At 67.1% G+C, this 26,072-nt stretch carries 17 protein-coding genes; 8 read left to right on the top strand and 9 right to left on the bottom strand.

What is annotated here, in order from left to right:
- Positions 1-7: 7 nt before the first annotated feature.
- From NJF35_RS11035 to NJF35_RS11055, 5 genes are all read right to left on the bottom strand, one after another.
- Positions 8-2,782: a malto-oligosyltrehalose synthase gene (locus NJF35_RS11035; RefSeq protein ID WP_253091032.1), complete on the bottom strand. Its 2,775-nt coding sequence runs from the start codon at positions 2,780-2,782 to the stop codon at positions 8-10.
- Entirely contained in the window at positions 2,779-4,848 is a 2,070-nt protein-coding gene (gene malQ / locus NJF35_RS11040) for a 4-alpha-glucanotransferase (RefSeq protein WP_253091033.1), read from the bottom strand. Before malQ ends, NJF35_RS11035 begins: the two co-directional genes overlap by 4 nt.
- Entirely contained in the window at positions 4,845-6,587 is a 1,743-nt protein-coding gene (gene treZ / locus NJF35_RS11045; RefSeq protein WP_225789136.1) for a malto-oligosyltrehalose trehalohydrolase, read from the bottom strand. The genes malQ and treZ overlap by 4 nt, the downstream gene beginning before the upstream one ends.
- A gap of 15 nt (positions 6,588-6,602) precedes the next feature.
- Positions 6,603-8,162 (bottom strand): glycogen synthase GlgA, encoded by a 1,560-nt coding sequence (gene glgA / locus NJF35_RS11050; protein ID WP_253091034.1) that lies wholly within the window; start codon positions 8,160-8,162, stop codon positions 6,603-6,605.
- 501 nt (positions 8,163-8,663) lie between these two features.
- The gene (locus NJF35_RS11055; protein WP_225789242.1) at positions 8,664-8,831 is read right to left on the bottom strand and encodes a DUF6026 family protein; all 168 of its coding nucleotides are present in this window, start codon (positions 8,829-8,831) and stop codon (positions 8,664-8,666) included.
- A 201-nt stretch (positions 8,832-9,032) separates the two neighbouring features.
- Between NJF35_RS11055 and gnd the strand changes: the two genes are divergently transcribed.
- The 4 genes from gnd (at position 9,033) to NJF35_RS11075 (ending at position 15,737) form a co-directional block, all read left to right on the top strand.
- Positions 9,033-10,013 (top strand): phosphogluconate dehydrogenase (NAD(+)-dependent, decarboxylating), encoded by a 981-nt coding sequence (gene gnd / locus NJF35_RS11060; RefSeq protein ID WP_225789138.1) that lies wholly within the window; start codon positions 9,033-9,035, stop codon positions 10,011-10,013.
- A complete protein-coding gene (zwf, locus tag NJF35_RS11065) occupies positions 10,010-11,518 on the top strand; it encodes a glucose-6-phosphate dehydrogenase (RefSeq protein WP_225789139.1) in 1,509 nt (502 codons plus the stop codon). The genes gnd and zwf overlap by 4 nt, the downstream gene beginning before the upstream one ends.
- 109 nt (positions 11,519-11,627) lie before the next feature.
- Positions 11,628-13,424 carry a glycoside hydrolase family 15 protein gene (locus tag NJF35_RS11070; protein WP_253091035.1) on the top strand — a complete coding sequence of 599 codons (1,797 nt, stop codon included), beginning with the start codon at positions 11,628-11,630 and terminating at the stop codon, positions 13,422-13,424.
- Positions 13,425-13,541: 117 nt separating this feature from the next.
- The gene (locus tag NJF35_RS11075) at positions 13,542-15,737 is read left to right on the top strand and encodes an OsmC domain/YcaO domain-containing protein (RefSeq protein WP_253091036.1); all 2,196 of its coding nucleotides are present in this window, start codon (positions 13,542-13,544) and stop codon (positions 15,735-15,737) included.
- A gap of 27 nt (positions 15,738-15,764) precedes the next feature.
- On the opposite strand, the gene NJF35_RS11080 is transcribed toward NJF35_RS11075, so the two are convergent.
- From NJF35_RS11080 to NJF35_RS11090, 3 genes are all read right to left on the bottom strand, one after another.
- Complete coding sequence (locus NJF35_RS11080) at positions 15,765-16,469, bottom strand: SDR family oxidoreductase (RefSeq protein ID WP_253081446.1); 705 nt, start codon at positions 16,467-16,469, stop codon at positions 15,765-15,767.
- A 112-nt stretch (positions 16,470-16,581) separates the two neighbouring features.
- Complete coding sequence (locus NJF35_RS11085; protein WP_225789143.1) at positions 16,582-17,469, bottom strand: LysR substrate-binding domain-containing protein; 888 nt, start codon at positions 17,467-17,469, stop codon at positions 16,582-16,584.
- A gap of 209 nt (positions 17,470-17,678) precedes the next feature.
- Positions 17,679-18,587: a LysR family transcriptional regulator gene (locus NJF35_RS11090; RefSeq protein WP_225789144.1), complete on the bottom strand. Its 909-nt coding sequence runs from the start codon at positions 18,585-18,587 to the stop codon at positions 17,679-17,681.
- A 366-nt stretch (positions 18,588-18,953) separates the two neighbouring features.
- On the opposite strand from NJF35_RS11090, the gene NJF35_RS11095 reads away from it, so the two are divergent.
- The 3 genes from NJF35_RS11095 to NJF35_RS11105 are packed head-to-tail and all read left to right on the top strand — an operon-like array spanning position 18,954 to position 22,552.
- Complete coding sequence (locus NJF35_RS11095) at positions 18,954-20,258, top strand: MFS transporter (RefSeq protein ID WP_225789145.1); 1,305 nt, start codon at positions 18,954-18,956, stop codon at positions 20,256-20,258.
- Positions 20,259-20,288: 30 nt separating this feature from the next.
- The gene (locus tag NJF35_RS11100; protein WP_253091037.1) at positions 20,289-21,530 is read left to right on the top strand and encodes a Zn-dependent hydrolase; all 1,242 of its coding nucleotides are present in this window, start codon (positions 20,289-20,291) and stop codon (positions 21,528-21,530) included.
- A complete protein-coding gene (locus NJF35_RS11105) occupies positions 21,530-22,552 on the top strand; it encodes a histone deacetylase family protein (RefSeq protein ID WP_253091038.1) in 1,023 nt (340 codons plus the stop codon). The genes NJF35_RS11100 and NJF35_RS11105 overlap by 1 nt, the downstream gene beginning before the upstream one ends.
- 197 nt (positions 22,553-22,749) lie before the next feature.
- Here the strand turns inward: NJF35_RS11105 and NJF35_RS11110 are convergent, their stop codons facing one another.
- On the bottom strand, positions 22,750-24,174 hold the full coding sequence (locus tag NJF35_RS11110) for a PLP-dependent aminotransferase family protein (RefSeq protein WP_253081739.1): 1,425 nt from the start codon (positions 24,172-24,174) through the stop codon (positions 22,750-22,752).
- A 384-nt stretch (positions 24,175-24,558) separates the two neighbouring features.
- Here NJF35_RS11110 and NJF35_RS11115 point away from each other — a divergent pair, with 384 nt between their 5' ends.
- Positions 24,559-25,971, top strand: a complete 1,413-nt coding sequence (locus NJF35_RS11115; RefSeq protein WP_225789149.1) for an amino acid permease — start codon at positions 24,559-24,561, stop codon at positions 25,969-25,971.
- Positions 25,972-26,072 lie beyond the last annotated feature (101 nt).

The raw sequence follows: 26,072 nt of genomic DNA on the forward strand, positions 1-26,072 counted from the left end.
CTGATGCTCAAGATTGTTGTATCAACACGTTGACCGGAAATTGCGCCAGCACGGTGCTCAACATCAGCTCCCTTGAAGGGCTGACAGCACCGCCGGCGAAAAGTCCCGAGCACGTGGCAGACGACAAGGCAAACGGCAGGATCAGCCGGGTATCGTCCCAGTTCTGCGCCGGGATCAGGGGTAGGGGGGCGGTGCCGAGCAATTCACTGGCCAGGCGCGGCACCACGACGATGGCGCGCGCCTGGTCGCCGAGGCGGGCGAAGGCCAGCACCTTGTCGGCATGGCGCCCCAGCACGGTCAGCGGCAGGTAGGCGCCGCGGCCGAACAGCTCCGGGTGGGCCTGGCGGCAGTCCAGCATGCGGGCGATCAGCGCCTGCTTGACGCGGCCATCGCGCCAGTGCTCCAGCAGCTCGGCCAGCGGTGCGTTGTCGTCCAGGCTGGCCCGCCTCACAGCGTAGTCCACCGGGCGGCGGTTGTCTGGGTCGACCAGGCTCAGGTCCCAGTATTCGTTGCCCTGGTACAGGTCTGGCACGCCGGGCGTGGTCATGCGCAGCAGGCACTGGACCAGGCCATTGAGCGCGCCGGGGCAGGCGATCCGTTGCGCGGCGGCGTGCAGGGAGTGGCGCAGTTGCTGGTGCTCGCGGGCCAGCAGCAGGCCGTCCACGTAGGCCGCGCAGGCCGCCTCGAACGCCTCGTTGGGCGCGCTCCAGGTACTGCGCAGCTTGGCCTCGCGCAGGGCCTTGCACTGCCATTGGCGGATGCGCCCGGCGTAGTGGCGCAGGGCCGTTTCGTCGTCCGGGTCGAGGTCCAGGGGCCAGCTGCCGAGCAGGGTCTGGTACAGCAGCAGTTCGTCGCCGGGGCCAGGCGCCAGGCCATCGTCCAGTGGCTGGCGCAGCGGTGCGGCCAGTTCGCGCCAGTGTTCGACCCGGCTGGCCAGCCAGGGGCCGCGCTCGCTGAGCACCGCCAGGCGCGCGCGGCAGTCCTCGCCACGCTTGTGGTCGTGGGTGGCGGTGGCCAGCAGGTTGTCGGGGAAGTCCCGCAGGCGGCGCTGGGCCTCGTTGTGGAAGTGCTCGGGCGGGGCGCTGAAACGCTCGGCGTCGAAGCCTACGTCGTTGCGCGACAGCAGCCGTGCCGAGCGGTAGAAGGCCGTGTCCTCGACGGCCTTGGCCGCACTCGGCGCGGTCAGTTGCTGGAAGCGCACGCAGGCGTGGCGCAGGTGCTTGCGCGGTCGCCCCGGCGGCAGCTGACGCCAGGGCTGGCCACCGAGCCAGCGCTGCAGGTGATCGAGCAGTGGCCAGTCGGCTTCGCCCAGGCGCTGCCGTGCACCGGCCAGGGCCTGCTGGAAGAACCCTTCGTCTTCGACCGGGCGGCCGCAGGCATTGATGTAGGTGCGGTACACCGGGTAGTGCTCGACCAGCGCCTGCAACGCACGGCGGATCGCACCGAGGGTCAGGTCGCGGGTCATCAGGTCGTCGCGCGCCACCTGCAGCAGCGCCTGGGCCACCGACTCGCAGTCGCCGGCCAGGCTGGCGTTGAGCACCAGGTGACGGGCCTGGCACACCTCCTCGGGGAAAGGCGGGCGTTCGCTGAGGCTACTCCACAGTTCGGTCAACGGCGCCTCGCCGGCAGGGTCGTGCTGCAGCAGCGAGACCTGGTTCATGAACTCGTAGCCGGTGGTGCCGTCGGTGAGCCAGTCGCGGTGCAGTTGCTCGCCGGCACCGAGGATCTTCTCCACGTAGATCGGGAAATGCTCGATGCCAGCCTGCAGCGGCCGCTTCGCCAGCAGGCCATCGACCCGCCTGCGCAGCTTGCGGCAGTAGCGGCGTGGGTCGGCCAGGCCGTCGATATGGTCGATGCGCAGGCCATCGACCAGGCCGCGCTCGATCAGCTCGAACAGTTTGGCGTGGGTGGCCTCGAACACCACCGCGCGCTCGACCCGCAAGCCACCGAGTTCGTTGATGTCGAAGAAGCGCCGCCAATTGATGTCGTCCGCCGCGGTGCGCCAGCTGGCCAGGCGGTAGGTCTGGCGCTCCAGCAGCAGGTGCAGGCGCTTGAAACCGGCCTCTGTGCGGCTGTCGAAGGCGGCCAGGGCCTCGTCCAGGCGGGCACCGCCCCGGGCCAGGCGTGCCAGTTCCGCGTGCAGGGGCAGGGCATCGGCCAGCGGCTCGGCAGACTCGTGCAGGGCGCTGAAGTGCTGGGCCAGGGCGCGCAGCGCCGGGTCTTCGCTCTGGCCAAGGATGCGCCCATAGTCCAGCGGGCAGATCGGGAAACGGTGTTCGTAGTGGGCGATCTGCAGCAGGCCTTGGCCTGCATCGAAGGTCAGCGGGATCTCGCCGTTGCGCAGCGCCACGCCATAGTCGTTGGCCAGGAACGGCAGCAGCAACTGGCCGGCCAGCAGCGGGTCGCTGGAATGCCACTGGATATCGAAGAACTCGGCATAGGGGCTGCGCCGCCCCCAGGCCAGCAGGCTCTGCCACCAGGGGTTGTCGGCGCCGCCCACGGCCATGTGGTTGGACACGGTGTCGAGGATCAGCCCCATGCCATGCTGGCGCAGGGCAGCCACCAGGCGCTCCAGCGCCGCCTCGCCGCCCAGTTCCGGGTTGACGCAGGAAGGGTCGACCACATCGTAGCCATGCCGCGACCCTGCGCGGGCCTTGAGAATCGGCGAGGCGTACAGGTGGCTCACCCCCAGGCGGGCGAAGTAGGGCACCAGCGGCACCGCGTCGTCGAGGGTGAAGTCACTGTGCAATTGCAGGCGCACGGTGGCGGTCAAGGGCTTCATCGATCACGCTCCCAGGCTTGTTCGCGGGCCTGGGCCAGCAGTTCCAGGCGCCGTGCGGCATCGTCGTCGTCGAGCAGTTCGCGCACCGGCCGGGCGAAGCGCCGACGCCAGTTGGGGTGGCCATCGGTGGTGCCAGGCAGGTTGGGCTGTTCGTCGCAGCCGAGCAAGTCTTCCAGGGGGATCAGCACCAGCGGCGAGCGGGTGTGGCCGACGTAGCGGATCGCTGCATCGATCAGGGCGTTGTCGTCGTGCAGCGGGCCGTAGTTGTGTTCCAGGGTGCGGCGCAGGCCTTCGCGCTCCCGCTGGCGGGTGTGCCGCCAGTGCAGCTCGGCGGCCGCGTCGATCAGCTTCAGGCGGTGGCTCCAGTCGATGTCACGGGCCTGCAGCCAGCCGGCCAGGGGCGCCAGGTCATGGGTGCCGGTGGTGGCCAGGGCGTCGTCCGGCCAGTCGAGGATCGGCTTGAAATGCCCGGGCGGGTCTTGTTCGAAGGGCAGCACGCGCATGCCCAGCACGGCCCTGTCCGCCAGGCGCTCGCGCAGGCCCTCGGGCACGGTGCCCAGGTCTTCGCCGAGGATCAGCGCCTGGTGGCGTACCGACTCCAGGGCCAGCAGGCGCAGCAGGTCTTCCAGCGGGTAGTGCAGGTAGGCGCCTTCGCTGGGCCTGGCTCCGCGCGGGATCAGCCACAGCCGGCGCAGGCCCATCACATGGTCGATGCGCAGGCCGCCGGCATGCGCCAGGTTGGCCCGCAGCATCTCGATGAAGGCGCGGTAGCCGTTGCGCCGCAGGCCCTCCGGGGAGAAGGCGCAGATCCCCCAGTCTTGCCCGGAGCGGTTGAGGATGTCGGGGGGCGCGCCGACCGTGAGTTCGGCCAGCAGCTCGTCCTGGCGGCTCCAGGCCTGGCTGCCGGCACCGTCGGCGCCCACCGCCAGGTCGGCGATCAGGCCCACCGCCATGCCATTGCCGCGCGCCGCGTCCTGGACCCGTTGCAGACCGCGCTCGGTGAGCCATTGGCAGAAGGCATGGAACTCCACCTGGGCCGGGTGGGTGCTGGCGAAGGCCTCCACCTCCGGGTGGTAGGGGTCGTGCCAGGCGGGCGGCCAGGTGCGCCAGTCGGCGCCCAGGCCACGGGCCATGGCCTCGGCCTGCAGTACCTGGAAGCGGCAATGGTGCTCCAGGGCCTGGCCGCAGGCCTCGCGGAAACTGTCGAAGTCCTCGCGCAGTGGGTGCTCGCCCTGGCTGAAATCGTGGTACAGGGCCTGCAGCAGCCGGTGCCGGGCATCGGCGGCACGGGGCCAGTCGACCAGGTGCTGGTGTTCCAGTTCGTCGAGGGTCGCTTGCAGGTCGCAGGCCTCGATGGCCATGCGCACCGCCCGCTCGCCGAGCACCACCGCGGGGCTGGCATACAACGTATTGAGCAGCAGCCGGCTGGAGGGCGAGTAGGGGCTGTAGTGCAACTGGTCGGCAGCGGACAGCGCGTGGATCGGGCTGATCGCCAGGGCATCGGCGCCGCGCTCGGCGGCGCTGCGTGCCAGTTGTTCCAGGGCCTGGCAGTCGCCGTAGCCGCCATCGCCCGGCCGGCGCAGGCTGTAAAGCTGCACCGCGAGGCCCCAACAGCGTGGTGGCGGTTGTTCGACGGCATCGTGCAGCGCATGGCAGCGCGGGGGCGCCACGGCGACGGTGAAGCGACGCCCGTCGATGTCCAGCCGGTGGTAGCCGATGGGCAGCTCGCCGGGCAGGCGGGCCAGCCCATCGAGGGCCAGCGACCCTTGGCTGCCGTCCTCCAGGGTGCAGTGAACCGGGCTGCCAGCGGCGAAGTAGCGCTCCAGCGCCAGGGGCTGGCCCTGGTCGGCTGTCAACAGTGGTGGCAGGTGGTCGGCGTCTTCGGCCTGGTCCAGGGCCTGCAGGCTGGCCTGGATGGCGGCATCGTCGTCGGCGGGGTGGCCCAGGCCTGCCAGCACCCGGCGCAGGACTTCGTCACTGACCTGCTGCGGGCGGGCGTTGGCGTCGATCCAGTCGCGGGCCAGCCCCACCCGGGCGGCCAGACGGTGCAAGGGCAGTTCGCTCATGGCGTCTCCTGGCCAGGGGGCAGCAGGCTGACCACGCAGCTGTACGCGGGCAGGGTGGTGGCGAGGTGCGCGGTGTCGCTGCTGTCGAACAGGCAGCGTTCGAGCGCGGGCAGTGCCACAGGTTGCGCTTCGGCGCCCAGGTTCAGGTCGATGCGCAGTTCGCTGCCATCGCCCAGGCGCCAGCGCGCGGTCAGTGCCCGCTCGCCCAGTACCTCGGCACCGAGGGCACGGCTGCCGGGCAGGTGCGGGACGACATGGCGACGGCGCAGTGCCAGCAGGCGCTGGTACAAGCCGTGCCAGCCGGCCAGCACGTCCTGGGCGTCGAGGCGTGAGGCTTCGAAGGTGTCCGCGGCGTTAGGGTCGGGAATCCGCGCGCGCTGCTGCGGGTCGGCGAAGGCGGTGAAATGGGCGAATTCGTTGCGGCGGCCTTCGCGCACGGCGTCGGCCAGCTCGTCGTGGTGGTCGGTGAAGAACAGAAAAGGCCGCCGGCTGCCTTCCTCGTCGCCCATGAACAGCAGCGGGATCATCGGCGCCAGCAGCAACAGGCCGGTGGCCGCGCGCAGGGCCGGGGGCGGGCAGAGGCGGCTCAGGCGCTCGCCCAGGGCGCGGTTGCCGATCTGGTCGTGGTTCTGCAGGAACAGCACGAAGGCGCTCGGCGCCAGGTGCCCACTGGGTTCGCCCCGGGGGATGCCGTGGCGGTTGGCCTGGCCCTGGAAGGCGAAGCCCTCGGCCAGGCAACGGGCCAGCTTGGCGATCGGGCGGTCCTGGTAGTCCTGGTAATAGCCTTCGGTCTCGCCGGTCAGCAGCACGTGCAGGGCGTTGTGGCCATCGTCGTTCCACTGCGCATCGAAACCCTGTTCCAGCAACGCGGCTTGGTTGTGCTCGTTCTCCAGCACCAGCCAGACCTGGCGGCCAGGCGCCACGGCGGCGCGTACCCGCCTGGCCAGCTCGACGAGGAAGTCGGGCTGGTCGATGGCATGTACCGCGTCCAGGCGCAGGCCGTCGAAGCGGTAGTCGCACAGCCACATCAGGGCGTTCTGGATGAAGAACTCGCGCACTTCGGCGCGGCGAAAATCGATGGCGGCGCCCCAGGGGGTCTGCCGGTCTTCGCGCAAGAAGTGGCTGGCGTACTGGTGCAGGTAATTGCCGTCGGGGCCGAAGTGGTTGTAGACCACGTCGAGCATCACCATCAGGCCATGGCCGTGGGCCTCGTCGATCAGTTGGCAGAGCGCTTCGGGGCTGCCGTAGCTGTGTTGCGGGGCGAACGGCAGTACGCTGTCGTAGCCCCAGTTGCGCTCGCCGGGGAACTGCCCCACGGGCATCAGCTCGATGGCCGTGATGCCGAGTTCGGCCAGGCGCGGCAGCTGCCGGGCGACCCCGGCGTAACCGCCCAGCAGGCCGACGTGCAGCTCCTGAATCACCGCCTCGGGCCAGGGCCGGCCTTGCCAAGGGTGGCGCCAGGGGTAGCTGCCCAGGTCCAGCACCTGGCTGGGCCCGTGCACGCCCTCGGGCTGCAGGCGCGAGGCCGGGTCGGGCACCTCCAGTTGTTCATCGATGCGATAGCGATAGCGGTCGCCGGCCCGGCACGGGGCGATGGCGGCGAACCAGCCATCGCCCTCGGGCAACAGTTCGATCGGTGGTTGTCGTTCCAGTTGCAAGCTCACGCTGCGCGCATCCGGCGCCCAGAGGGCGAAGCGCGCCGACGTGGCGTCCAGCAGGTGTGCGCCATGCCTGTGCATCTTCGACCCCCTTGCTCAGTAGTGGCTGACGTGCGCCTGGCAGACCAGCTCCTCGTACAGCTGGGCGTAGGGTTCCACCGCCTGGCACCAGTTGAACGGCTGGGTCATGGCCAGGCAGCGCATGGCGTTGAGCAGGTCCTTCTTGCCATAGACATAGAAGGCACGACCTAGCGCCTCGCGGTAGCTGTCCACGGTCGACTCGTCGAACAGAAAGCCGGTGACGCCATTCTCGATGGTGTCCGCCAGCCCGCCGGTGTTGCGCGCCACCGGCAGCGAGCCGAAGCGCTGCGCGTACATCTGGCTCAGGCCGCAGGGCTCGTAGCGCGACGGCATGAGCAGGAAGTCGCTGCCGGCGAACATGCGCCGGGCGTCGGTCTCGTTGAAACCGATGCGCACGCCGATGCGGCCCGGGTAGCGTAGGGCCAGCTCGCGCATAGCCTGTTCTTCCTCCGGCTCGCCACGGCCGATGATGGCGATCTGGCCGCCCTGGCTGACGATGTAGTCGGCCACGCCCAGGGTCAGGTCCAGGCCCTTCTGGTAGACCAGGCGCGAGACCACGGCGAACAACGGGCCGTCGCAGGCGTCGAGCTGGAACAGCTCGCGCACCTCGTCGGCGTTGCGCGCCTTGCCATCCCAGTCATTGATGCTGAAGTTGTGGAGCAGGTGCTTGTCGGTGGCCGAGTCCCAGCTTTCATCGATGCCGTTGGGGATACCGCTGAGCAGCTCTTGTTGGGCCTTGCTGGCAAGGAAGCCGTCGAGGCCGCAGCCGAATTCCGGGGTGGTGATCTCCCGGGCGTAGGTGGCGCTCACCGTGGTGATGTGGCTGGAGTAGGCAAGGCCTGCCTTGAGGAACGAGAGCTTGCCGTAGAACTCCATGCCTTCCTGCTGCAGGGCGTGGTCGGGGATCGCCAGTTCCGGGCAGCAGCCACGGCTGAACACGCCCTGGTAGGCCAGGTTGTGGATGGTGAACAGGGTCGGGGTGTTCAGCCCGCGCCAGTGCATGTAGGCCGGGGCCAGGCCAGCCGGCCAGTCATGGGCGTGGACCAGGTCCGGGCGCCAGTGGGCCATGCCTTCGCCGGCGGCGATCTCCGCGGCGGCGAGCCCCAGGCGGGCGAAGCGGATGTGGTTGTCGGGCCAGTCGCGGCCATTGTCGGCGCCGTAGGGGGTGCCGTCGCGCTGGTACAGCTGCGGGCAGATCAGCACGTAGATGACCAGGCCGTCGGCCAGGTCCATGCGGCCGATCCGGCAAGGCGGCAGGGCCGCGTGGCCACCCAGTTCGCCGACGATATGGATGGGGTTGTCGCTCTCGACCACCTGGCGGTAGCCGGGGATCAGCAGGCGCACATCGTGCAGGTGGGCCAGTGCCCGTGGCAGGGCAGCGGACACGTCACCCAGGCCGCCGGTCTTGACCAGGTCGGCGATCTCGGAGGTGACGAACAGGATCTTGCGCTTGTGCGGGTTGTGGCGGCGCTGGGCGCCGGGTGCCTTGGCTGTCGGGGCGAAGTCCGGCGAGAGCGGTTCGCGATTGTCCGGGTTGAATGCATCTACGTGAGGTTCGACAGCGGCACTGATCATACTTCTCTCCGTCCCTTGTGTCGGGTGCTTGCACCCGTTGCGTTATGTCGTGTTGGTTCTCTCTGGCTCGTTCGTATCGTGTAGTGCGGTCCATGCCCCTTGGGTCGTGCGCGCAGGCACCATGCGATCGGCATTCCGGCCGAAGGCGAATGGACTGGTTGGGGTCGGTGGGCCTAGGCTGGGAGGTCCCGTTGCACTGGCCTACTTAGTTCCTGACCTGCCGGTGTGCGGGAAAGTTTCGACTTTTTTCCGTCGCGTTTTCCGAGCGGTTCGGCGGGCAGAATCCTGAGTGTAGGAGAGCTGGCGGTGGAAATGTGACCCGCTGGTCACTTTTGTTCGGGCCGCAGATCGCGCAAACGTTGGCGGGTTGTCACAAGATGTGAAAGCTTGATTCAAGCTTGCGGGGATGCTGTGGGAGCGGGCTTGCCCGCGAAGAAGGCACCGGGGTGGATGGCACGGGCTTCGCCCGTGTTCGCGGGCAAGCCCGCTCCCACAGGTTTCTCAGTGGCTCAGGGGCTTGTCGCCCGAGCGGGCCTGCTCCAGCAGCAGGTTCAGTTGCGCGACCTGCTGGCGCAGCTGGTCGCGTTCGTCCTTCAGGCGGCGCAGCTCGTCACGACGCACAGTGACATAGAGGGTCTGGGTTGGAGTGGCAGGCATCAAGGTCCCCATGAACACACCTCGCAGTTTGGGCTGGTGACAGTGGTAAGCGTAGTCGCTCGCGGCGCGCATTCTGAATTCTTTCGCCGTGCAAGGGAACTTTTTTGTTTATCGTTGTCAGCCCGTTCGTCGCTGAACCCTCGGACGACGCACTGGACTAACCTGAAAACCTGAACCGCCTTGTCATCTATTTCGTAAGGGGAGCATCGGCACATGCAACTGGGAATCGTCGGGCTGGGCCGCATGGGCGGCAACATCGCAAGACGGCTGATGCGCGCAGGGCATCGCACCGTGGTCCACGACCGCAACCGTGACGCGGTGAGCGCACTGGAAGGCGAGGGCGCCCAAGGGGCCCATGACCTCGGTGCCCTGGTCCAGAAACTCAAGGCACCGCGGGCGGTGTGGGTGATGCTGCCGGCCGGCGCACCGACCGAGCAGACCATCGCCCAGCTGGCCGAACTGCTGGAGCCGGGCGATGCGATCATCGACGGTGGCAACACCTTCTATAAGGACGACATGCGCCGCGCCGCCGAACTGGCCGGGCGCGGCCTGCACTACCTGGACGTCGGCACCTCCGGTGGCGTCTGGGGCCTGGACCGTGGCTACTGCATGATGATCGGTGGCGAGAAAGACGTGTTCGAGCGCCTGGAGCCGCTGTTCAAGGCCCTTGCCCCCGGCGTTGGCGACATCCCCCGCACCCAGGGCCGCGAGGGCGAGCATGGGCGCGCCGAGCACGGCTATATCCATGCCGGCCCCGCCGGGGCCGGGCACTACGTGAAGATGGTGCACAACGGCATCGAGTACGGCCTGATGCAAGCCTACGCCGAAGGCTTCGACCTGCTGCGCAGCAAGGGCGGTAGCGAGCTACCCGAGGACCAGCGCTTCGACCTGGACCTGGCCGAGATCGCCGAAGTCTGGCGCCGTGGCAGCGTGGTCACCTCCTGGCTGCTGGACCTGACCGCCGACGCCTTGGTGGCCGACCCACAACTGGCCAGTTTCAGCGGCTCGGTGTCCGACAGTGGCGAAGGGCGCTGGACCATCGACGCTGCCGTCGAGCAGGCCGTGCCGGTACCGGTGCTGTCCAGCGCGCTGTTCGCCCGCTTCCGTTCGCGCCAGCAGCAGGGCACCTATGGCGACAAGATCCTCTCGGCCATGCGCCTGGGCTTCGGCGGCCACGTCGAGAAGCGCGAATGAACGCACACAACGGCAGCTCCGCCGCGCCGCCTTGCACGCTGTTTCTGTTCGGTGCCAACGGCGACCTGGTCAAGCGCCTGCTGATGCCGGCGCTGTACAACCTGAGCCGCGACGGCCTGCTGGACCGCAACCTGCGCATCGTTGGCGTCGACCACAACAGTGCGACCGCCGAGACATTCGCCGAGCGCCTGCATGCCTTCATGGTCGAGCGCGACAAGGGTGGCGAGGGCGTCGGCAAGTGCCTGGACGAGAAGGTCTGGGCGCGCCTGGCCAAGCGCCTGGACTACCAGACCGGCGACTTCCTGGACCCGGCCACCTATGCCGCGATCGCCCGGCGCATCGCCAAGACCAGCCACGGCAATGCCATCTTCTACCTGGCCACCTCGCCACGCTTCTTCCCTGAAGTGGCCCAGCGCCTGGGTGACGCGGGCCTGCTCGACGAGTCCCACGGCGGCTTTCGCCGGGTGGTGGTGGAAAAGCCCTTCGGCACCGACCTGGCCAGCGCCGAGACCCTCAACGCCTGCCTGCTGGGGGTGATGAGCGAGCGGCAGATCTACCGGATCGACCACTACCTGGGCAAGGAGACGGTGCAGAACATCCTGGTCAGCCGCTTCTCCAACGGCCTGTTCGAATCGTTCTGGAACAACCACTACATCGACCATGTGCAGATCACTGCCGCCGAGACAGTCGGCGTCGAGACCCGAGGCGCCTTCTACGACCACACCGGCGCCCTGCGTGACATGGTGCCCAACCACCTGTTCCAGCTGCTGGCCATGGTCGCCATGGAGCCGCCGGCCGCCTTCGCCGCCGATGCCGTGCGCAGCGAAAAGGCCAAGGTGATCGGCGCCATCCGCCCCTGGTCGCAGAAGCTGGCCCTCAAGCACTCGGTGCGCGGCCAGTACGTGGCTGGCAAGCAGGGCCGCAAGCGCCTGCCCGGCTATCGCCAGGAGGCCAATGTCGACCCCGCGAGCCGTACCGAGACCTACGTCGCCCTCAAGGTGATGATCGACAACTGGCGTTGGGCTGGCGTGCCGTTCTACCTGCGCACCGGCAAGCGCATGAGCGTGCGCGATACCGAGATCGCCATCTGCTTCAAGCCCGCGCCCTATGCGCAGTTTCGCGAGTCCGAGCTGGAGCGGCCCAAGCCCAACTACCTGAAGATCCAGATCCAGCCCAACGAAGGCATGTGGTTCGACCTGCAGGCCAAGCGGCCCGGCCCGGAACTGGTGATGGAGAACGTCGAGCTGGGGTTCGCCTACAAGGACTTCTTCAAGATGACCCCGGCGACCGGCTACGAGACCCTGATCTACGATTGCCTTACCGGCGACCAGACCCTGTTCCAGCGCGCCGACAACATCGAGAACGGCTGGCGCGCCGTGCAGCCGTTCCTCGACGCCTGGGCCCATGGCGGGGAGGTCCACGAATACCCCGCAGGCCAGGACGGCCCCGAGGCGGGCAACGAGCTGCTGGCCCGCGACAAGCGCGAGTGGCATCCCTTGGGGTGACGCGGTGCTGGCACCGGCCATTCGCGGGCAAACCCGCGCCCAGGGGCCGAGTCGATCGCCGATGAGCCCGGGAGCGGCCTGTCATCCGCAGTGCAACAGAGGAGGCGCCATGCCAGCCCCGATCGAAGACTACGCCCTGCTGGGCAATTGCCGCAGCGCCGCCCTGGTCAGCCGCGACGGCTCCCTCGACTGGCTCTGCCTGCCACGCTTCGACGCCCCCGCCGTGTTCGCCGCCCTGCTCGGCAACGAGGAAAACGGTCGCTGGCGCCTGGCCCCCAGCGACCCTGTGGAAGCCACCCAGCGTCGCTACCTCGATGACACCCTGGTGCTCGAAACCACCTACATCACCGCCACCGGCCGCGCCCGGGTCATCGACTGCATGCCCCTGGGCGAGCACAACGCCGTGGTGCGCATCGTCGAAGGCCTGGCCGGCGAAACCGCCTTCGAGATGGACCTGGTGCTGCGCTTCGACTACGGCCGTAGCGTCCCCTGGGTGGAAAAGCTCGACCCCTTGACCCTCAGCGCGGTCGCCGGCCCCGACCGCCTGATTCTGCGCAGCACCGAGGCCGTGCACTCTCGCGATCACCACAGCGTCAGCCGCTTTCGCGTGTGCGCCGGCGAGCGCCAGGTCTTCAGCCTGCGCCACCAGCCTTCGCACCTGCCCCCGCAACCTGACTTCGACATCGACCAGGCCCTGGAGCGCAGCATCAGCCAATGGCAGGCCTTCGCCGCGCGCTGCCCGGACGTCGGCCCCTGGACGTCGCTGGTGCGCCGCTCCCTGTTGACCCTCAAGGCCCTGACCTACGCCCCCACCGGTGGCATCGTCGCCGCCGCCACCACTTCGCTGCCCGAGCGCGTCGGCGGCGAGCGCAACTGGGACTACCGCTACTGCTGGCTGCGCGACGCCACCATGACCTTGCTGGCCTTGATGAACCTGGGCTACTTCGACGAGGCCCAGGCCTGGCGCGAATGGCTGCTGCGCTCGGTGGCCGGCAACCCCGAGCAGATGCAGATCATGTATGGCTTGGCAGGCGAGCGGGACCTGCACGAGTTCACCTTGCCCTGGCTGGCCGGCTACGAGCACTCCCAGCCGGTGCGTGTCGGCAATGCCGCCGCGCAGCAGTTGCAGCTGGATATCTATGGCGAGCTGGCCGACGCCATGACCCAGGCTATCCGTGGCGGCCTGCCACGCCACCCGCGCAGCTCCGCCATCGCCCGGCTGATCCTGCCGTACCTGGAGAAGATCTGGCGCGAGCCTGACGAAGGCATCTGGGAGGTGCGCGGCGGGCGCCAGCACTTCGTGCATTCCAAGGTCATGGCCTGGGTCGCGTTCGACCGTGCGGCGAGCCTGTCGGACACCACCGAAGAAGACCGCGAGCGTGGACGGCACTATCGCCAGGTGGCGAACGAGATCCACCGGGACGTCTGCCAGCAGGGGCTGGACCCAAGCCGCCAGTGTTTCGTCCAGGCCTACGGCTCGAGCGAGGTGGATGCCAGCCTCCTGCAGATCGCCCTGACCGGTTTCCTGCCGGCCGATGACCCGCGTTTCCTGCGGACCCTCGAACAGATCGAGCGACGCCTGCTGCGCAACGGCCTGTTGCTGCGCTACGACAGCGACCGTTGCAGCGACGGGCTGACGCCTGGGGAGGGGACTTTCCTGGTCTGCTCGTTCTGGTTGGCGGACGTCTACGTGCTGCTCGGGCGGCATGCGCAGGCGCAGGCGTTGTACGAGCGGCTGACTGGGTTGTGCAATGACGTGGGCTTGCTGGCCGAGCAGTACGATCCCTTGGGCAAGCGCATGCTGGGCAACTTCCCGCAGGCGTTCAGTCACATCGGCATCATCAATACCGCGTTGAACCTGCACCGGGCGCAGTGTCCGGTGCGAGACCGGGCCAGTTGCGGTTGAGCCCGGTAATCCTCTGGGGCGCGAAGCGGCCGCAATTGGCATCACGCTTGGCTTAGCGGGACAGCATCAGGATAATGGCGGCCATTTCGTTCTGCTCGCTCTCTCTGGTGCCCCCGCATGGAAATCAAGGTCAATTTTCTCGACAACCTCCGTCTCGAAGCCAAGTTCGACGACTTCACGGTGGTTGCCGACCAACCTATCCGCTACAAGGGCGATGGTTCGGCACCAGGGCCGTTCGATTACTTCCTGGCCTCGTCGGCGTTGTGTGCCGCCTACTTCGTGAAGCTGTACTGCAACACGCGCAATATCCCCACCGACAACATCCGCCTGTCGCAGAACAACATCGTCGACCCGGAAAACCGCTACAACCAGATCTTCAAGATCCAGGTCGAGCTGCCCGCGGACATTTCCGAGAAGGACCGCCAGGGCATCCTGCGTTCGATCGACCGCTGCACGGTGAAGAAAGTGGTGCAGACCGGCCCTGAGTTCGTGATCGAGGAAGTGGAGAATCTCGACGCCGATGCCCAGGCCCTGCTGATGCCAGACGCAGACGCGCACGCCAGCACCTACATCGTCGGCAAGGACCTGCCGCTGGAGCAGACCATCGCCAACATGTCGGGCATCCTGGCGGGCCTGGGCATGAAGGTCGAGATCGCCTCGTGGCGCAACATCGTGCCCAATGTCTGGTCGCTGCACCTGCGCGATGCCCACTCGCCGATGTGCTTCACCAATGGCAAGGGCGCCACCAAGGAAAGCGCGCTGGCCTCGGCCCTGGGCGAGTTCATCGAGCGGCTGAACTGCAACTTCTTCTACAACGACCAGTTCTGGGGCGAAGACATCGCCAATGCGGCGTTCGTGCACTACCCGGACGAGCGCTGGTTCAAGCCCGGGCGCAAGGACGCTCTGCCGGCCGAGATCCTCGACGCCCATTGCCTGGCGATCTACAACCCCGACGGCGAGCTGCGTGGCTCGCACCTGTACGACACCAACTCCGGCAACGTCGAGCGTGGCATCTGCTCGCTGCCGTATGTGCGCCAGTCGGACGGTGAGGTGGTGTATTTCCCGTCCAACCTGGTCGAGAACCTGTTCCTGAGCAATGGCATGAGTGCGGGCAATACGCTGGCCGAAGCGCAGGTGCAGTGCTTGTCGGAAATCTTCGAGCGTGCGGTGAAGCGCGAAATCCTCGAAGGCGAGATCGCCCTGCCCGATGTGCCGCACGAAGTCCTGGCGAAGTACCCCGGTATCCTGGCCGGTATCCAGGGGCTGGAAGAGCAGGGTTTCCCGGTGCTGGTGAAGGATGCGTCGCTGGGCGGGGCGTTCCCGGTGATGTGCGTGACCTTGATGAACCCGCGTACCGGCGGTGTGTTCGCCTCGTTCGGCGCCCACCCGAGCTTCGAGGTGGCGCTGGAGCGCAGCCTCACGGAGCTGCTGCAGGGCCGCAGCTTCGAGGGCCTGAACGACCTGCCGCAGCCCACCTTCGAAAGCCAGGCGGTGACCGAGCCGAACAACTTCGTCGAGCACTTCATCGACTCCAGCGGCGTGGTGTCGTGGCGTTTCTTCAGCGCCAAGGCCGACTTCGAGTTCGTCGAGTGGGACTTCTCCGGCCAGGGCGACGACTCCAACGCCGAGGAAGCCGAGACCTTGTTCGGCATCCTCGAAGACATGGGCAAGGAAGTCTACATGGCGGTGTACGAGCACCTGGGGGCAACCGCCTGCCGCATCCTGGTGCCGGGCTATTCGGAAATCTACCCGGTGGACGACCTGATCTGGGACAACACCAACAAGGCGCTGCTGTTCCGTGCCGATATCCTGAACCTGCACCGCCTGGACGATGCCGCCTTGCAGGCGCTGCTCGAACGCCTGGAAGACAGCGAACAGGATGACTACACCGACATCACCACCTTGATCGGCATCGAGTTCGACGACAACACCGCCTGGGGCCAGCTGACGATCCTGGAGCTCAAGCTGCTGATCCATCTCGCCCTGCAGCAGCTCGAAGAGGCCAAGGAACTGGTGGAGGCCTTCCTGCAGTTCAACGACAACACCGTCGAGCGCGGCCTGTTCTACCAGGCCCTGAACGTGGTGCTGGAGGTCGTGCTGGACGACGAGCTGGCGTTGGAGGACTACGAGGTCAACTTCCGCCGGATGTTCGGCAACGAGCGGATGGACGCGGTGCTCGGCTCGGTGGACGGCAGCGTGCGCTTCTACGGCCTGACGCCCACCAGCATAAAGCTGGAGGGGCTCGACAGGCACCTGCGGCTGATCGACAGCTACAAGAAACTGCACGCGGCGCGGGCCCGGCTCGCCTCGTGACCGGGCCCTGCGGGGGCGGGGTGGCGGTCAGACGCTGCGGGTCAGGCCGCCATCGACGCGCAGGTTCTGCCCGGTGATGTAGGCCGCGCCCTCGCTGGCCAGGAAGGCGATGGTGGCGGCGATCTCCTCGCTCGTGCCGTAGCGCTTGAGCGGCACGCTGTCGCGGCGTTGCTCGGTGGCCGGCAGGCTGTCGATCCAGCCCGGCAGCACGTTGTTGATGCGGATGTTGTCCTTGGCGTAGGTATCGGCAAAGAGCTTGCTGAACGCCGCCAGGCCTGCGCGGAACACGGCCGAGGTGGGGAACAGCTCGCTGGGCTCGAAGGCCCAGGCCGAGGAGATGTTGATGATCACGCCGCCTTGCTGGCGCTGCATGACCGGCGTGACCAGGCGGGCAGGGCGGATCACGTTGAGCAGGTAGGTGTCCATGCCCTCGTGCCAGTCGTCGTCGCTGAGCGCCAGGATCGGCGCACGCGGGCCGTGGCCGGCACTGTTGACCAGCACGTCGATGCGCTGCCATTGCTGCAGGGTGGCGTCGACCAGGCGCTGCAGGTCGTCGTTGGACTGGTTGCTGCCGGTCACGCCGATGCCGCCCAGCTCCTTTGCCAGCGCTTCGCCTTTGCCCGAGGACGAGAGGATCGCCACCTTGAACCCCTCCGCGGCCAGGCGTCGGGCCGCCGCTGCGCCCATGCCGCTGCCGCCGGCGGTGATGATCGCTACTTTTTCTACTGACATAAGGCCTCCCTTGGGGCTGTGGTCCGGTGAATGGCCACCAGACTAGCACCGGCCAATACGTGGGCGGGAGGCAGGTGACCTTCGTTGTAACAGTAGAAAAACTACTGGGTTGTCAGCGCGCCTGGCGTAGCAGCCACTGGCGTACGGTCTCCAGCGCCGCCGGCATGCCGCCCTTGCGCGGCCATACCAGGTAGAAATGCTTGTCCAGGTGCAGGGCATGGTCGAAGACCAGGGCCAGGCGCCCGGCCTCCAGGTCGCTCTGCACGAAGAAGTGGCTCGACAGCGCCAGCCCCTGGCCGGCGATGGCCGCCTCGATGGCCAGTGAGGTCTGGTTGAAGCGCACGTTCTTCGGCATGGGCTGCGCCGGTTGCCCGAACAACCCGGCGATGAATTCAGGCCAGAAATTGTGGGCGTCGTGCAGCAGCAGGAAGTGCTGTAGCTGCTCGAGGTTCTGCGGCCTGCCCCTCTGCGCCAGCAGCGTTGGGCTGGCCACCGCGACCACGCGCTGCTCCAGCAGCCGCTCGGTGTTGAGCCCAGGGCCGAACGGTGGCTGGCCGTAGCGCACGGCGAGGTCCACGCCATCGGCATGGAACTGCGACAGGCGGTCGGTGGCCAGGACCCGCAGGTCGATCTCGCCATGGGCCTTGGTGAAGGACGCCAGCCGCGGGATCAGCCATTTCGAGGCGAAGGTAGGGGTGACGCTCACCGTCAGGTGGCTGTTGCCTGGGCGCAGGGCGCTGGTTGCCTCGCTGATCAGGGCGAAGGCGTTGCGCAGAGTCCTGCTGTAGCCCAGGCCCGCGTCGGTCAGCCTGAGCCCGCGCGGCAGACGCTCGAACAACTTGATGCCCAGGTTCGCTTCCAGGGCGCGGACCTGCTGGGCCACGGCAGCCTGGGTAACCCCCAGCTCCTCGGCCGCGAGGCGGAAGTTCAGGTGTCGGGAGGCGACCTCGAACACACGCAGGCCGTTGAGTGGGGGGAGGGTGGCTGGGCCGTCGGTCATGAGGGGGCGCTTGTCGACAGGGAGCGGTGAGGATAACAAAGCGCGTGGGCCGAGCCGACCACGAATGGGCTGGCTTGAGTTTTTCTCAAGCAGATGCGTTCTTCATTAGAAACGGGCGGGACCTTGGGGTTGGAAGAGACTGAGGAAAACTCGACGAACGGTATGGCTGGAGGGAGAGGGCCGGGTACTGAGGCAAGCCCCAATGGCACTCAGGCAAGGCTCGCCTGCAGGGCTTCGATGAACTCACGCTCGGCACGGCTCATGCGCTGGTCGCGGTTCCACAGCAGGTGGATGTCGACGTCGGCGATCCCTTCGTGGGGCGGCAGCCGCCACAGCAGCCCGGCGTCCACGTCGGGGGCGACCACATGCTCGGGCAGGCAGCCGATGCCGAACCCCGCGATCACCAGGCGACGCACTTCCTCAAGGCTCGGCGAGGACGCGACGATGCGCCCGGAAAACCCTTGCTGGTCTCGGAAGATGGTGAGCGGCGAGAGCATGCCGCCGATCTGGTCGCTGGTGAAGCTGACGAAGTTCTCCCGTTGCAGGTCGCCCTCGGGCTTGCCGAACAGGGCGTGGTGCTTGCCGCAGAAGAACGCATAGCGCTGGCGCAGGAACAGGCGTTGCTCCAGGCGCGGCTGGGGCCGGCGATTGAGGCTCAGGCCGGCGGTGGCGGTCTTTTCCTGCAGGGCCGCGACGATGTCGGAGCTGCGCATCACATCGATCTCCAGCTCCACGCGCGGGTGCTGGCGGTGGAAGTCGGCGAGGAAGTCGTCGAAGCGTGTCGAGCAGATGCGGCTGATCATCAACAGGCGCACCTTGCCCACCAGCTCGTCGGTAGGTTGCTCCAGCAGGCCACCGATCTGCGACATTTGCCCGTACACCTCGCCAGAGAGCAGGAACAGCTGTTCGCCCACTTCGGTGAGGACGAAGCGTGGCCCGCGGCGGGCGATGAGCTGGCGGCCGAGCTGTTCCTCCAGGCGCTTGAGTGCCTGGCTCACCGCTGGCTGGGTCAGGTGCAGGCGGGCGGCGGCGCGGCTGATGGAGAGTTCCTGGCCGATGACCCGGAAGGTGCGCAGCAGGTTCCAGTCGAGGCGGTCGTTGAGCAGGCGGTCGGGCATGGCGGGCTCGATAATAATCAGGGCTAATAGTTCGAATAATAAATAGAAAATTGACTAATCATAGCCCTGAGCCGATAAATCGTAGCCAGGGCAAGGCTGTCGCAGGTTTGCCCTGATGCCAGTCAGTCCAGCCTTGCAAGCGCCCCTTCGCGGGCAAGCCCGCTCCCACAGGGGCCGAGTCGACCACGAAAGGGGCGGTTTGCAGGGGCCTTGTGGGAGCGGGCTTGCCCGCGAAGGGCGGTAAGCACCGCCTGGTTGACCGGCACAGTATTCGAGCACCACCCAACAGCTTGACCAGGCGCCGACAGAGCGCCGCCGTGAGCCCCTAATCACTCCTGCCAGAACAAAAGCAAAGGAGCCAGACCCATGAAGCCTTCCGCTTCGCCCCAGCCGCGCCGTGCCGCCGCCGCCGCGTTCATCGGCACCATGATCGAGTGGTACGACTTCTATATCTACGCCACCGCCGCCGCCCTGGTGTTCGGCGCCTTGTTCTTCCCCTCCGACAACAGCCTGTTCAGCACCATGGCCGCCTTCGGCACCTTCGCCGTGGGTTTCTTCGCCCGCCCCCTGGGAGGCCTGGTTTTCGGCCATGTCGGTGACCGCATCGGGCGCAAGAAGTCCCTGGTCATCACCTTGCTGATGATGGGCGTGGTCACCGTGGGCATCGGCCTGCTGCCGACCTATGCGCAGATCGGCGCCACCGCGCCGGTGCTGCTGGTCCTGCTGCGCATCGTCCAGGGCATCGCCGTGGGCGGTGAGTGGGGTGGGGCGGTGCTGATGGCCGGCGAGCATGCGCCCAAGGGCCGGCGCAACTTCTTCGCCTCGTTCGCCCAGCTCGGCAGCCCGGCCGGCCTGATTCTCTCGCTGCTGGCCTTCGGCGCGGTGACCCGCCTGCCCGAGGAAGAACTGATGAGCTGGGGCTGGCGTGTGCCGTTCCTGGCCAGTGCGCTGTTGCTGCTGGTGGGCCTGGCGATTCGCCTGGGGGTCAATGAGTCGCCGGAGTTCATCGCCAGCCGCGAGCAGGCCGAAAAGACCCGGCGCAAGGAACAGGCGCCAGTGCTGGAGGTGCTGCGCACGGCCTGGCGGCCATTGCTGCTGTGCATCGGTGCCAACACCCTGGGCATCGCCGGGGTCTACTTCACCAACACCTTCATGATCAGCTACACCACCCAGCAACTGCACCTGGAGCGTGCGCTGATCCTCGAGTGCCTGTTCTTCGTGGCGGTCATCCAGTTCTGCGTGCAGCCGCTGGCCGCCTGGGTGTCCGAGAAAGTGGGCGCCACCCGCTTCCTGTGCCTGGTGTCGTTGCTGGCCATGGCCTCGCCGTACCCGATGTTCGTGCTGGTGAGCTCCGGCCAGGGGCCGCTGATCGTGCTCGGCATCGCCCTGGCGGCGGCGTGCATGGCCTCGTTCTACGCGGTGATCGCCGGCTACGTCAGCGGCATGTTCGAAACCCGCGTGCGCTATACCGCGATCTCCATGGCCTACCAGGTCTGCGGCGCCATCGCCGGCGGCCTGACCCCGCTGATCGGCACCTGGCTGGCCCATACCTTCACCGGGCAGTGGTGGCCGATGGCGCTGTTCTACAGCCTGATCGCCACGATTTCCCTGATCTGCGTCCTGGCCCTGGCGCGCCAGTACGCCCGCAGCCAGCACCTCGAGCTGGCCTGATCCACACCGATTCGATTGGAGTACCCGTACATGTTGAAAAGCAATGGCGAGCGCCTGTGGGCGAGCCTGATGGCCATGGCCGAGGTCGGCGCCACCGCACGTGGTGGCAGCTGCCGTCTGGCGCTCAGCGATGAAGACAAGGCCGGCCGCGAGCTGTTCGCGGCCTGGTGCCGGGAGGCCGGGTTGAGCCTGTCGGTGGATGCCATCGGCAACCTGTTCGCCCGCCGCCCAGGCAGCGACCCGGATGCCGCGCCGGTGATGATGGGCAGCCACCTGGACACCCAGCCTGAAGGCGGCCGTTTCGATGGCGTCTACGGGGTGCTGGCGGGCCTGGAGGTGGTGCGTCGTCTCAACGACCTCGGCATCCAGACCCGCAAGCCCCTGGAGATTGCCGTGTGGACCAACGAGGAGGGCGCCCGCTTCACCCCGGCGATGTTCGGCTCGGCGGTGTTCACCGGCACCCTGGCGCTGGACGAGGCCCTGGCCATTCGCGATGCCGAGGGCGTCAGCGTGGCCGAGGCGTTGCAGCGCACCGGCTACGCGGGTTCGCGCCCATTGGGCGGCAAGGTCGATGCCTACTTCGAGGCGCACATCGAGCAGGGCCCGATCCTCGAGGACAACGCCAAGAGCATCGGCGTGGTCAGCGGCGGCCAGGCGATCCGCTGGCTGGACGTGACCGTCGAGGGCATGGCGGCCCACGCCGGCACCACGCCGATGAAGCTGCGCAAGGACGCCCTCTACGGCGCCGCGCGGATGATCCAGACGGTGGAGCAGTTGGCCGCCGACTTCGCCCCCGAGGGCCTGACCACCGTGGGCGAGCTGTCCATCGCCAAGTCCTCGCGCAACACCATCCCGGGGGTGGTGCGCTTCACCGTCGACCTGCGCCATCACCGTGACGAGGCCATCGAGGCCATGGAGCGCGACCTGGGCCGGCACCTGCAGGCCATCGCCGAGACACGCGGCTTGCAGGTGCGTATCGAGCGCCACTGGGTCAGCCCGGCCACGCCGTTCGATCCTGCATGCGTGGCGGCGGTGCAACAAGCGGTGGATGGCCTGGGCTATGCGCAGCAGCCGATCGTCAGCGGCGCCGGCCACGATGCCATCCTGCTGGCGCGCTACTGCCCGACGGCGATGGTGTTCATCCCCTGCGTCGGTGGCCTGAGCCACAACGAAGCTGAGGACGTGCTGCCCGAAGACGCCCGCCAGGGCGCGGATGTACTGCTCAACGCCGTGCTGGCCCGTGCCGGTCGTGTAGAACAAGGAGACGCCTGATGCGTTGCTACTTCCACCCCGAACAGCTGTTGCACTATCCACGCAGCTACTACTCCCGAGGCGCCATGCGCACGCCCCAGGAAGTCCCCGAGCGCGCCCTGCGCCTGCTGCAGGCGGCCAAGGACCTGGGCTTCGACATCCGCCAGCCCGACGATGCCGGCCTCGGCCCGCTCAAGGCAGTGCATGGCGAGGCCTACCTGGCCTTCCTCGAAGAGGCCCATGCACGCTGGAAGGAGGTGCCCGAGGACTGGGGCGACGAGGTCATGTCGAACATCTTCGTGCGCGAGCCCAACGCTCTGCGCGGCATCCTCGCCCAGGCCGGGCGCTACCTGGCCGACGGCAGTTGCCCGGTGGGCGAGCAGACCTGGCGTTCGGCGTACTGGTCGGCGCAGAGCGCGGTGGCGGGCGCCAAAGCCATCCTCGATGGCGAGCCCGCGGCCTATGCCCTATGCCGCCCGCCAGGGCACCATGCGCGTTTCGATGCCGCCGGTGGCTTCTGCTACATCAACAACGCCGCCGTCGCCGCCCAGGCCCTGCGCAGCCGCTACGGCCGCGTGGCGATCCTCGATACCGACATGCACCACGGCCAGGGTATCCAGGAGATTTTCTACGAGCGCAATGACGTGCTGTATGTGTCGACCCATGGCGACCCGACCAACTTCTACCCGGGTGTCGCTGGGTTCGAGGATGAGCGTGGCAGTGGTGCGGGGGAGGGGTACAACCTCAACCTGCCGATGGCGCACGGGGCCAGTGAAGCCGACTTCATGGGGCAACTGGAGATCGCGCTGGATGCGGTGAAGGACTTCGGTGCCGAGGTGCTGGTGCTGTCGCTGGGCTTCGATATCTACGAGCTGGACCCACAGAGCAAGGTGGCGGTGACGACCGAAGGGTTTGCGGCGTTGGGTGAGCAGATTCGGGCGTTGCGTTTGCCGTGTCTGATCGTGCAGGAAGGGGGGTATCACCTGGAGAGCCTGGAGGCGAATGCGCAGGCGTTCTTTGCGGACAAGGGGGATTGGCGTTAAGCGGGCAAGGGCCGGCAGTTGCGTTGTCGCTGCTGGCCTTTTCGCGGGCAAGCCCGCTCCCACAGGGTGTCGAGTCGGTCACGAATGATGTGGTTTGCAGGGCCTTGTGGGAGGCCTTGGCGGGGCGCCGGACCGGTCGGGCAAGCGCCCCCCAAATGACAAAACGCTATCTTCCGCAAGCCCCTGTAGCACTACCCCTACAGGCCACCCCTACGTACATGCTTGACCAGCACCTTCTCGAGCAACTCCCACATCGCCGGATCGGTACTGAACGCCACATTGAAGCGCATCCACCCAGTCGCCTGGGCATCGACCATGAACAACTGCCCGGGCCCGAGCATGATCCCTTGCTCCAGTGCATCGTCGAGCAGCGCGGCGCTGTCGGGGATCGCGGGGTGCCGGGTCCAGATGTACATCCCTTCGTCCGACTCGGTGAACAACTCGAAGCCCAGCCGATGCAGGTGCCGGCCCACCTCCTGGTGCGCCTCGGCCAGGCGCTGGCGCAGGCGCTTGAGGTGCTTGCGCCAGCGGCCATCGATGATCGCCGCGTACACCACCCGCTCCATCACCTGCGAGGTGGTCAGGCCCGAGCGCATCTTCAGGTGCAGTAACTGCTGCATCAGCTCGGAGTTGGCCACCAGGTAGCCGACCCGCACGTTGGGCGAGATGCTCTTGGAGTAGCTGCCCACGTACACCACCTGCTGCAGGTGGTCGAGGCTGGCCAGGCATGGCTGGGGCTCGGCCACCATGTCGGCGTACAGGTTGTTCTCCACCAGACGAAAGCCATGCCGGGAGGCCAGTTGCAGCAGGCGGTGCAGCTGCGCCAGCGGTGTGCGCGAGCAGGTCGGGCTGTGCAGGTGCGGTTGGGTGAAGAAGGCTGTCGGACGCTGGTGGGCCAGCAGGCGCTCCAGGTGATCCAGGTCGTAGCCGGCCGGGGTGCGTGGCACGCCGACCAGGGTGGCGCCCTGGGTGCGCAGGATGCTCATCAGGTTGGGGTAGCCAGGGTCGTCCACCAGCACCACATCGCCGGGGCGCACCAGGGTGCGCACGGCCAGGTCCAGCGCCTGGCTGGCACCGTGGGTGAGCATCAGTTGCGCCGGGTTGGCGACGATCGACAGTTCCTGCTGCAGGTTCTGCGCGGTCAGCGCGCGCAGCTCCGGCAGGCCCATGGGGTCGCCGTAGCCGGAGAGTTCCAGCGGGCTGCCAGCCACCTGGCGCAGGCCACGGCGCAGGCCGTCCTCGTACATCCAGTCGTTGGGCAGCCAGCCACAGCCAGGTTTGAACGGTAACTGGCGGATCTCGAAGATCTGCTGCAGGTACCACTCGGCGTTGAACGTTGGCCGGGTGGTGTCGGCGTCCTGGTTGTGGTTGTCCAGCAGCTCGCCCACCGCGCGATTGACGAAGAACCCCGCATTGCCCCGGCTGACCAGCAGCCCCTGGGCCACCAGGCGGTCGTAGGCCTCGACCACGGTGAAGGTGCTCACCGAGTACGTCGCGGCGAAGGCGCGGATCGAGGGGACCTTGGCGCCGGGCTTGAGGGTCTGGTTGTCGATCAGCTCGCGCAGCCCGTCGATGATCTGGTTGACCAGCGGGGTAGGGGAGTCTGGATGTAGTTCGAGCATTCGGGTGCCTTCAGGTGTGCGTAACGCCAAGCGCCTGCAGGGTGTCGCGGGTGTATTGCATTGGCGGCCTGTACAGTGCAGTGCGGATTTCATGCCACTGTGCATGGCTCTCTGTGTCCGACATTTTTACATTAGGTGTCAGATATCGCCAGACAAAGCATTTCAGTTCACCCGGGAGGCAACCCCCGGGCACGTCAGCAGGCCGCCATGGAAGGCCTGCGTGTGTTTTCGCACACCTCCTGCCCGTACGGGTGGCCGGCAGGTTGAATTCGAGCAGTCGGGTTCAGCACGCCGGCCGCCGGCGCTGATGTACAGGTGAGACCGATAGCCATCGGGGTTTCACAGTTTTTCCTTGGATAAAAAGAAGCACGGGGTACACAACTGATGGACGCAACATCCCTATCCACCACGGCCGCGAAAGGGGAGCACGAGAGCAAACTCAGTGCTTCGCTCAAGTCGCGCCACCTGACGATGATGTCGATCGCTGGGGTCATCGGCGGCGCCTTGTTCGTCGGTTCCGGCAGCGTGATCCACAGCGCAGGCCCCGCCGCGGTCCTCGCCTATCTCGCCGGCGGCATCCTGGTGGTGTTGATCATGCGCATGCTCGGCGAGATGGCGACCTCCTCGCCGGACACCGGCTCGTTCTCCACCTACGCCGACCGCGCCATCGGCCGCTGGGCCGGTTTCACCATCGGTTGGCTGTACTGGTGGTACTGGGTCATCCTCATGGCCTGGGAAGCCTACGTGGCGGGCAAGATCCTGCATGGCTGGTTCCCTGGTATCAGCGTCAACGTGTTCGTGCTGGCCACCACCTGTGTGCTGATCACGGTCAACTTCTTCAACGTCAAGCACTACGGTGAGTTCGAGTTCTGGTTCGCCTTGATCAAGGTGGTGGCCATCGTCTGCTTCCTGATCGTCTGCACCGCGGCCGTGTTCAACATCTGGCAGTTCGGCGAGGTGCGTGGCATCAGCCACTTGACCAGCGAAGGCTTCATGCCCAACGGCCTCACCACGGTGATCGGTGCGCTGCTCGGGGTGATGTTCGCCTTCCTCGGCGCCGAGATCGTCACCATCGCCGCGTCCGAATCCAAGGACCCGTCCACCCAGATCGTCAAGGCCACCAACTCCGTGGTATGGCGTGTGTGCCTGTTCTACGTGGGCTCGATCTTCCTGATCGTCTGCCTGGTGCCGTGGAACGACCCGCACCTGGGCGAGTCCGGCTATGGCGCCTACCGCCGCACCCTGGAGCTGCTGGGCGTGCCGTATGCCGAGCTGCTGATGAACTTCGTGGTGCTGACCTCGGTGAGCAGTTGCCTGATCTCCGGCCACTACACCGCCTCGCGCATGCTGTTCTCGCTGTCCCAGCGTGGCGACGCGCCGTCGTTCTTCAAGATCACACGTGCCGGTACCGGCGTGCCGGTGTACGCGATCATGGGGTCGTGCGCCGTGGCCATCTTCTGCGCCCTGATCAACTTCAGTGAGACCCTGCGCCCGAAGGACGTGCTGGAGACCCTGATGAACACCACCGGCATGATCGCCCTGCTGGTGTACCTGGTGATCGCTTTCTCGCAGCTGCGCATGCGTCGCAAGCTGGTGGCCGAAGGCAAGGAAGTGCGCCTGAAGATGTGGCTGTTCCCCTGGCTGACCTACCTGGTGATCGCCTTCATCATCGTCTGCCTGGTGGTCATGGCGTTCATGCCTGACTACCAGATCCTGGTGATCTCCACCGGCATCGCCGCAGCCATCGTGGTGGCGATGGGCGTGGTCCACCAACTGCGCACCTCCCGGCAGCACTGAGGTTGCCTTCCCGCATGACCGAGCCCTCGCTGGGCCGGCCATGCGGCTGCAGATGGCTTATGCTGGAGGCCAGTGTGGCGGATGCCTGTGCTCGATTGCGA

This window comes from Pseudomonas guariconensis (assembly GCF_024127895.1).
GTDB classification, from domain to species: domain Bacteria; phylum Pseudomonadota; class Gammaproteobacteria; order Pseudomonadales; family Pseudomonadaceae; genus Aquipseudomonas; species Aquipseudomonas guariconensis_B.

Coding starts and splice junctions, on each gene's coding strand:
- NJF35_RS11035 (WP_253091032.1), bottom strand. CDS start 2,782: ATGAAGCCCTTGACCGCCACCGTGCGCCTGCAATTGCACAGTGACTTC.
- malQ (WP_253091033.1), bottom strand. CDS start 4,848: ATGAGCGAACTGCCCTTGCACCGTCTGGCCGCCCGGGTGGGGCTGGCC.
- treZ (WP_225789136.1), bottom strand. CDS start 6,587: ATGCACAGGCATGGCGCACACCTGCTGGACGCCACGTCGGCGCGCTTC.
- glgA (WP_253091034.1), bottom strand. CDS start 8,162: ATGATCAGTGCCGCTGTCGAACCTCACGTAGATGCATTCAACCCGGAC.
- NJF35_RS11055 (WP_225789242.1), bottom strand. CDS start 8,831: ATGGGGACCTTGATGCCTGCCACTCCAACCCAGACCCTCTATGTCACT.
- gnd (WP_225789138.1), top strand. CDS start 9,033: ATGCAACTGGGAATCGTCGGGCTGGGCCGCATGGGCGGCAACATCGCA.
- zwf (WP_225789139.1), top strand. CDS start 10,010: ATGAACGCACACAACGGCAGCTCCGCCGCGCCGCCTTGCACGCTGTTT.
- NJF35_RS11070 (WP_253091035.1), top strand. CDS start 11,628: ATGCCAGCCCCGATCGAAGACTACGCCCTGCTGGGCAATTGCCGCAGC.
- NJF35_RS11075 (WP_253091036.1), top strand. CDS start 13,542: ATGGAAATCAAGGTCAATTTTCTCGACAACCTCCGTCTCGAAGCCAAG.
- NJF35_RS11080 (WP_253081446.1), bottom strand. CDS start 16,469: ATGTCAGTAGAAAAAGTAGCGATCATCACCGCCGGCGGCAGCGGCATG.
- NJF35_RS11085 (WP_225789143.1), bottom strand. CDS start 17,469: ATGACCGACGGCCCAGCCACCCTCCCCCCACTCAACGGCCTGCGTGTG.
- NJF35_RS11090 (WP_225789144.1), bottom strand. CDS start 18,587: ATGCCCGACCGCCTGCTCAACGACCGCCTCGACTGGAACCTGCTGCGC.
- NJF35_RS11095 (WP_225789145.1), top strand. CDS start 18,954: ATGAAGCCTTCCGCTTCGCCCCAGCCGCGCCGTGCCGCCGCCGCCGCG.
- NJF35_RS11100 (WP_253091037.1), top strand. CDS start 20,289: ATGTTGAAAAGCAATGGCGAGCGCCTGTGGGCGAGCCTGATGGCCATG.
- NJF35_RS11105 (WP_253091038.1), top strand. CDS start 21,530: ATGCGTTGCTACTTCCACCCCGAACAGCTGTTGCACTATCCACGCAGC.
- NJF35_RS11110 (WP_253081739.1), bottom strand. CDS start 24,174: ATGCTCGAACTACATCCAGACTCCCCTACCCCGCTGGTCAACCAGATC.
- NJF35_RS11115 (WP_225789149.1), top strand. CDS start 24,559: ATGGACGCAACATCCCTATCCACCACGGCCGCGAAAGGGGAGCACGAG.